Origin of the sequence: Bradyrhizobium altum, from assembly GCF_020889705.1 — a bacterium.
In the GTDB taxonomy this organism is placed as follows: Bacteria; Pseudomonadota; Alphaproteobacteria; order Rhizobiales; family Xanthobacteraceae; genus Bradyrhizobium; species Bradyrhizobium altum.
Genome location: NZ_JACMYP010000381.1, coordinates 1 through 6,411, shown reverse-complemented (window position 1 = coordinate 6,411; position 6,411 = coordinate 1). Strand labels below are relative to the sequence as shown.

9 protein-coding genes and 1 pseudogene are annotated in these 6,411 nt (G+C 60.5%); 2 read left to right on the top strand and 8 right to left on the bottom strand.

Annotated elements, in window-relative coordinates:
• Positions 1 to 834: 834 nt before the first annotated feature.
• From H8B02_RS48295 to H8B02_RS44200, 6 genes are all read right to left on the bottom strand, one after another.
• Positions 835 to 957, bottom strand: coding sequence for a hypothetical protein (locus tag H8B02_RS48295; protein ID WP_283842318.1), 123 nt, complete (start codon positions 955 to 957; stop codon positions 835 to 837).
• An 808-nt stretch (positions 958 to 1,765) separates the two neighbouring features.
• Positions 1,766 to 2,146, bottom strand: a complete 381-nt coding sequence (locus tag H8B02_RS44220) for a hypothetical protein (protein ID WP_229172049.1) — start codon at positions 2,144 to 2,146, stop codon at positions 1,766 to 1,768.
• Positions 2,147 to 2,695: 549 nt separating this feature from the next.
• Complete coding sequence (locus H8B02_RS44215; protein ID WP_092114740.1) at positions 2,696 to 2,881, bottom strand: hypothetical protein; 186 nt, start codon at positions 2,879 to 2,881, stop codon at positions 2,696 to 2,698.
• A complete protein-coding gene (locus tag H8B02_RS44210; protein WP_229172048.1) occupies positions 2,878 to 3,189 on the bottom strand; it encodes a hypothetical protein in 312 nt (103 codons plus the stop codon). The genes H8B02_RS44215 and H8B02_RS44210 overlap by 4 nt, the downstream gene beginning before the upstream one ends.
• A gap of 11 nt (positions 3,190 to 3,200) precedes the next feature.
• A complete protein-coding gene (locus H8B02_RS44205) occupies positions 3,201 to 3,536 on the bottom strand; it encodes a hypothetical protein (RefSeq protein ID WP_229172047.1) in 336 nt (111 codons plus the stop codon).
• 80 nt (positions 3,537 to 3,616) lie between these two features.
• Complete coding sequence (locus H8B02_RS44200) at positions 3,617 to 4,072, bottom strand: Hsp20 family protein (protein WP_229172051.1); 456 nt, start codon at positions 4,070 to 4,072, stop codon at positions 3,617 to 3,619.
• 657 nt (positions 4,073 to 4,729) lie between these two features.
• On the opposite strand from H8B02_RS44200, the gene H8B02_RS48760 reads away from it, so the two are divergent.
• Positions 4,730 to 5,131 carry a DUF6894 family protein gene (locus H8B02_RS48760; RefSeq protein ID WP_312001557.1) on the top strand — a complete coding sequence of 134 codons (402 nt, stop codon included), beginning with the start codon at positions 4,730 to 4,732 and terminating at the stop codon, positions 5,129 to 5,131.
• A 90-nt stretch (positions 5,132 to 5,221) separates the two neighbouring features.
• Here H8B02_RS48760 and H8B02_RS44190 read toward each other — a convergent pair whose 3' ends face one another.
• On the bottom strand, positions 5,222 to 5,611 hold the full coding sequence (locus tag H8B02_RS44190; RefSeq protein WP_229172046.1) for a PRC-barrel domain-containing protein: 390 nt from the start codon (positions 5,609 to 5,611) through the stop codon (positions 5,222 to 5,224).
• A 111-nt stretch (positions 5,612 to 5,722) separates the two neighbouring features.
• Entirely contained in the window at positions 5,723 to 5,956 is a 234-nt protein-coding gene (locus tag H8B02_RS44185; protein ID WP_229172045.1) for a hypothetical protein, read from the bottom strand.
• Between the two features lie 326 nt (positions 5,957 to 6,282).
• On the opposite strand from H8B02_RS44185, the pseudogene H8B02_RS48755 reads away from it, so the two are divergent.
• Positions 6,283 to 6,411: pseudogene (locus H8B02_RS48755) on the top strand (tripartite tricarboxylate transporter substrate binding protein); the annotation flags it as partial.

Sequence of the window (6,411 nt, the reverse complement as noted above, 5' to 3'; positions counted from 1 at the left end):
CAGCCGGGCGATGACAGTGCGGCCTTCGCGAGGACGACATCGCGTTTATTGGACCGCCTGCGAACCATACGTCCGCATTCTCGCGGCGCGTTTCGTCCGAGCTTTGCATCTCATCTCGCCCTCTCTCTTGAAGAGGGCGCAGGGAAAGCCGGGTGCCGATCGCACCCATGGGCCCCGAGCAAAAGGTAGAAAGCTCGGGGGTAGGACCACAGGTGTAACCGGAGCAATCCGGCTTTCCCTGCGCGATGGGTTACGGCTTACTTCGTGCTCTCCCCGGCGAGACTGGGCTTGCTTGTCACCGTCTTCACAACGCGCATCGCGCAATGCGAAAAGACACCTACCACTAGGGCGTCAGGACCACACGACTTCACCGTCCGCTTCACGCGCATTCGTCGACTGCGCGATCAGCGTCCACCGCATCTCACCGCAACACCCGTGACGATGCGCAGCGCCCCTCGATCGGGTGAGACAGGTAAACCATATACTGAGTTTCAATTCGGATAAAGCGAAATATTTCTGCGCGAGGCGGTTGACAGGTTTTTGCTGAGTTGCCCGTCGGGTTGTTTTGCCGCACGTCGGGGGAGGGCGGCGCGCGGGTCAAGCACGCGGCTTGGTTTGTGCGGTTCTCTGTGTGTCCCGGAAACGCCGCCCGCCCGGTTCCGTCGCCGGAACACCGTACTGATCCGGATTTAATCGCAAGCCAGGATGGTCCTAATACAACTCTGTCGGCACTACCTTTATTTACCGAGCATTTTTTACTTTTGAGTTTTTACAGATCCATTCCAACCGGCAGAAAAGGACCGCCCGTGTGACGGTCCTTTTCGATTCGATTGCTCACCGCAGCAGGAGCCACGCCACGCTGGCGAGCAGGGCCATCAGCGACACCACCGCAGCGCAGACAAAGGCAAGCTCCACGCCGTCGAAATGGTGATGGTTGCGGTGATGGTTCGCCTGCATCGTCGCCCTCCTAGATGGGCGTCCGTTGACCTGGGGACATCAGCCATTCCGACATGTGCGCGGCGGCTTCAATATGCTGCGCTCGCTGGACTAGCGCGTCACGGTCTCGACCAGCGGGAAGTTGCCCGGCACGGTCGCGAAGTTCTTTCGCTCCCTGCGTGAGCCGGATTTCGAGCGTATCGGCTTGCTTCACGCGGCGGCGGATTTGTCCCATGCATTTCCCTTTATCGGTTCCTGCCCGGAACAAGAGCCCAATTGTCGGGACACCGTAAGGTTCCAAGCTCAAAGCTCCTTCAGCAGCCAATTCCATTGCTCCAAAGCGCGCGGGAAGAGCGTTGCCGCGCGTCAGCGCTCACCGGCAATCCGGCTCACCTGATCCCGGTTCGAGATCGGGCGGTTGTCCTGAAGCCAGGGGCACTCCGGCGCGTATCAGTGGAGATGCGCACCGGCGATGTGGCGGTGAGCTCCGGTCCCGGCACGTCGCAGGCGGGGCAGGTATTCTTCAGCCATGTCAGTGCACGCGCCATCGAGGCTGTATGTCGCCTGATGGTTGATTCCCTTGATCTCGAAACGCTCATGTCAGTTGTCCCATGATGCCGCTTCGTCGGCATGCACGACCGTCCCTTCGCGATACGAGCGCGAACGAATGAAGCGACCTAGCTTTCCGAATTGAAAATTGCCGGGACGGAAGTTTCTCCGCGCTCCCGGACTATGACGACAACTCTGAGCTTGCCGTTCCGGTTCCTGGCAAAGCGACGGTCGATGCGATCCGCCGTCATTTGGCGGGCTTCACGCCGCCGCTACGAAGTCAAAACTGAAATGGAGCGACCGAAACGGACAATTTTCCGTCGGCTGATTTTTGCGCGGTGAATTCCACCTCTTTCGACGCCTTGACGTCGCCGACGGATACCGAAATCCCGCCGCTGCACTGCAGAGTTCGCTTGTCCCTGCTCGTCGAAGTCGTGACGATTCTTTCACCGAGCTGATACAACGGCTTTGAATTTTCCGGAGTCGGCTTCGCTGTCGATTCCTTGGCCGCGTAATTGACTAGCGGATTGCGGTGGTCGTCGGCAATGGCCTGGAGCACGGCCTTTCGGGTTTCGATCGAATCGCACTCGAGTCGATCGCCGCAACCGCTCAGAACAACCAGAACCGGAAAACTCAGAAACAAAAGCAACCGTGACGGCATGCCAATTTGCTTGTGTGTGGACGCTTTCCGACAACCGGCCCGGAATAGCACGGTTCCTGCGCCGTTCGATAGGAACGCCGATCCCGCGCCTCCGTTGATCATCGATTGGTTGCCGGGAGATGGACCATGCGCATATCCCTCCTTTTGATCGTCCTGGCATTTTTTGATCGTCCTGGCATTCGGCGTCGCAGGGCCGGCTAGTGTGACCCCGCCAGTGCCAGGGATTATCCCTGGTGCGTCCAGGGAGAGGAGTCGGCTATCCCGGCGATTGCTCGGGCGTTTTCCTTCGCAGCGTTACGCGGAGCCCATGGAATGAAAAAGCTTCTCGAGCGCGATCAGTGAACCGAAGACTGCGCCGGTCACAGCGAGGAAGACGGCGAAATAGTAAATGCGATACATAACGCGACCTCTCCCAGATATTTACAGGCCTGGGATAACGGATGCGTCCTTCGATGGTTCGGCGGCCCGCGGGCGGCTTGCCGCTATTCGCGCAGGGCCAAGCGGCGGAGATATCGCGATCGATATTGATCCTCCGCCGCCATGATCGCCTCAGGCCGCGCGTGCCGACTGATGGTCGGACGTATCGAGCAGCCTGCTCAGTATCCTGCGTTCTTCCTCGATCCTCCGTCGGAAGAGCTCGCGCTCCTCTTCCGACATCGCCGTATCGAGCAGGAATTGATAGTGACCGATGATCTTTTCACTGCCTCTTATGAGTATTTGTTGCAGCCCCTTCATGGCCGGATCTCCTCGCTAGCGGCGCGATCGAACGAGGCAGCCGGAAGTGGCGGAATGTCGGCCGCGACGCCTTGCATCGCCCCCACTTCTTCGGAGAGCCGCCTTTCGATGAACTCGCGTTCGAGATCGGAGAGTTGGGTCTGCAGCAATCGCCGATACCGCAGAACATTGTTGCGATGAGCGCGCAACTGTTCAAGCCGGCGGTCGAACAGTTCCGAGTTCAGCTGCCGTTCCCGGTCAAATCTTGACCGCCAGCGTCGCTCGAGCCGGTCGATGACCTGCTTCGGTAGTCTGATGTCCACCGTCATCTCGCTGCCTCCTATGCGGCCAGGCAACGGTCGACGGAGCGCAGCCGGGCAGGCCGGCCGCCTGGCGGATGGGGCGGACCGCTGTCGAGAGCACGAAGCGCTTCCAGGATATCGCTGACAGGAACGGGCGATTTGAGCCCCCTGGGTGCGCGCAAGATGGGATTGGACGCCACAGCGCTGGCGTCCGAGGCCCAGGATGCCAGGATAGCTCGCTTCTCGGTCAGGCTCAGGCGAGAATCCCGCACCACATCGTGCGGGGTCTCATATTCGTGGGCGCCTTCCTGGTGGGCGCGAATTGGCCGGTTGAAGCCAATAACGTTATGAGCAGGCGCGGTCGTCGGCCGCATGGATGCCTCCGTTCGAAAGACGAGTTACTGAGGAGACGAAGCCGCGCTGGTTCGTCGGGGGCGCGGCTTCGCCGGTTCGATCAGGCGGCGACGCTTTCGAGCTGTCGGGGCGAGTTGCTCGATGCCGCATTGATTGCGATGCGTCGCGGCTTCATCGCCTCCGGCACTTCGCGCGCCAGCTCGATCCTGAGGAGTCCGTTGTCGAACGCAGCGCTCTTGACCTCGACATAATCGGCGAGGCTGAACTGGCGCTTGAATCTGCGCGTCGAGATGCCCTGATAGATATACTCGCGCTCGGCCTTGTCGATCTTGACGCCTTCGACAGTGAGAACGTTCTGTTCTGCCGTCACCGAGATCTCGTCGGGCGCAAAGCCGGCGATGGCGAGCACGATCTGGTATCGGTCCTCGGTCAAGCGTTCGATGTTGTAGGGCGGGTAGTGATCTTCACCGGCCCGATTGGCCGCTTCGGCGAGATCAAACAGCCGGTCGAATCCGATGGTCGACCGGAACAGGGGGGAGAAGTCGTAGGTGCGCATAGCCAAATCCTCCATAGAGCAAGATGGATATGAACGGCACCGGACACCACCGGTGCCCGTCTCGCCTGGCCCCGAAGGGCGACCAGGCACCAGATCCCGCGACGCGGGCTGGCGGGAAGAAAATAAAAATCGGCGATGCCGTGTCAAGAACCCGGCCAAAAAAAATTTTGAGGTTAATTCCATCCGCCGCCTTGTGACGGGTGTTGCCCCAAGACCCCAGCGCGGACATTCGGATACGGATTCACATTAGCTGTCGCCGGAACCGCGCCGCTATTGATCGGTCAGGCTGCTTGCCTCCAGTAACAACTCGGCCCGGATCAGGCGACCGGCCCCGGCACTGGCCTCTAGGCCCCCAAAGGTGCCGGGGCCGTATTGCTTTCGTGCGCTGCGTGATCCGTTCCAGACCGCTGCGCCCGGTATCCTCGAGAGCGAGAAGAAAGGACACCGCCGATTACTTGTTCTCGGGCTTCCAGATCGTGCCGGCCGATCGGCGCCTCGCAGCGCCGGGGCGTATTTTACAACCCAGACTCGAACTGCTCGCTCCTGACTGATGCGAAAGGTGGGAACAGAATCCCGCAGGACTTGGGAGGACCCATTCGTCGTTCGGCGACAGAGTTTCTTCCGCGTCACGCACGAAGGCACGCGTACGAAGGCGGCGTGAGTTGTCGGTTCGATCATTCGAAAGCGGCAACGCGCAGCTGGCAGTTGACGCGCCGCTACGGTTTCGAACTGGATACGCTGATTGTTCCCTCGACTTCGTCGCAGTTCGTTAGGAACGACACGTCCTTGCCTTGTGTTGCTTCACTGCCGCCGCGTATGGAGGCGATGGTGCGCTACTTCTTCGATATCAGAGACGGCAGCGAACTTTATCCCGATGAGGAAGGACTCGAGTTCCGCGACCAAAACGCTGCCCAAGTAGAAGCGGTTCATACGCTGACAGGTCTGGCGCGTGACGCCGCCGAATCCGAATCACCGCATGACGTGGCGATTGAAGTTCGCTCTGACGATGGACCCTTGTTTCACGCGGCCCTTATCTTCACGGCCAAAGCAAAACACTAGCGCCGCGCCGAGGCTCCTCCGCACAGCCCGTTTCGCTGATTGATTTCGAAGGGTCCCGTCTGCTCGCAGCGAGCAGACGGGACTTCGGTACTACTTGTTCTCAGGCATCCAGGTCGTGCTGGCCCGATCGTACTTGAAGCCCGGTGCAGCCTTCAGGCTGTCCTTGGTCTCGTCGAGCGTGAGCCACCACTTGTCGCCCTTCTTTTGCGATTTGACGGCCGTGTACGGCACGATCACGTCCTTCTCGCCGGCGCCGAGAAAGCCGCCGACGCCGATGACGAGGCCGGTCACCTTGCCCGCCTTGTCGACAAGCACGTCGTCGATCGTCCCGATCTTGGATTCCTTCGGATCATAGACATTCTGCTTGTAGTAGTTGGTGATGGTCCAGCTGTCCGTCGGGGCGGCGGGCATCGTGGTCGCCGCATGCGCGGCGGTAGCGAACGCCGCAGCCAAGATGCAGCCGATAGCAAACTTCTTCATAAGAGAAACTCCTCGCCTTCAGTGGAGGTGACCGATCAGGCAGGCGCCACCGCCCAGGATGACGACTGCCGGCTCGGCCCAAAGTATGGTGATTGGCGTGCTCAGCGCCTGTCAGTCGGACGTGCAGATCTTGACGCTCTTCATGCCGGTCTCGGCCTCGGAGCGTGTCTTGTAGACGGTGCCCGAAGGGCTGACGATGGTGGTCGTCGTGTCGACCGGCTTCTGATCGACGATCGTGCACTTCTTCGTCTTCACGTCCTGCACGACGTAGAATTCGTCCGCTGCAAATGCCGGCGTGACAAAAGCGGCAAGCAACGCTGCCGCGACAATCGTTTTAACGTTCATGTTCTCTCCTCCAATGCCGTTTCTATCGGCGGAGGTGGAACGGGAAGAACTAGCAATGGTTCCTAAAGCTGAGCCCGCTGACGCCCGGCTCGAGTCAAGGCAAGCGAAAACCGACTGTCGAGGTGCGGCGATATGCAGCACGGCTTGGTCGCGCCGTCGGGCTTGCCGAAGGCTGTGGCGAATGGTCGCTAAGAACGCGCAGACGTGAGCTCGGCGAGCGATTCCATAACCCGATGGGACCGCGCGTTTCGATTGGCGATGCGACCACGCGACTGGACGCGGCCGGCGATCGGCAGGCCGCGTCTGAAAATCCAGGAGGAAACCCCATGATCTCGTCCCACATGCGCCTGTTCGGCGCGGTCGTCGCGCTGTTGCTTGGGGCGAACGGTCCGGCGCCCGCGCAGCAGCTCGAGCTCAAGCTGATGGCGCCCGCAGCGCCCGGCGGCGGCTGGGAT

Excerpts from the sequence above, each read along its gene's own strand:
- H8B02_RS44190 (WP_229172046.1), bottom strand. The coding sequence starts at position 5,611 with ATGAAGAAGTTTGCTATCGGCTGCATCTTGGCTGCGGCGTTCGCTACC.
- H8B02_RS44205 (WP_229172047.1), bottom strand. The coding sequence starts at position 3,536 with ATGCGGCCGACGACCGCGCCTGCTCATAACGTTATTGGCTTCAACCGG.
- H8B02_RS44220 (WP_229172049.1), bottom strand. The coding sequence starts at position 2,146 with ATGCCGTCACGGTTGCTTTTGTTTCTGAGTTTTCCGGTTCTGGTTGTT.
- H8B02_RS48295 (WP_283842318.1), bottom strand. The coding sequence starts at position 957 with ATGCAGGCGAACCATCACCGCAACCATCACCATTTCGACGGCGTGGAG.
- H8B02_RS44215 (WP_092114740.1), bottom strand. The coding sequence starts at position 2,881 with ATGAAGGGGCTGCAACAAATACTCATAAGAGGCAGTGAAAAGATCATC.
- H8B02_RS44185 (WP_229172045.1), bottom strand. The coding sequence starts at position 5,956 with ATGAACGTTAAAACGATTGTCGCGGCAGCGTTGCTTGCCGCTTTTGTC.
- H8B02_RS44200 (WP_229172051.1), bottom strand. The coding sequence starts at position 4,072 with ATGCGCACCTACGACTTCTCCCCCCTGTTCCGGTCGACCATCGGATTC.
- H8B02_RS44210 (WP_229172048.1), bottom strand. The coding sequence starts at position 3,189 with ATGACGGTGGACATCAGACTACCGAAGCAGGTCATCGACCGGCTCGAG.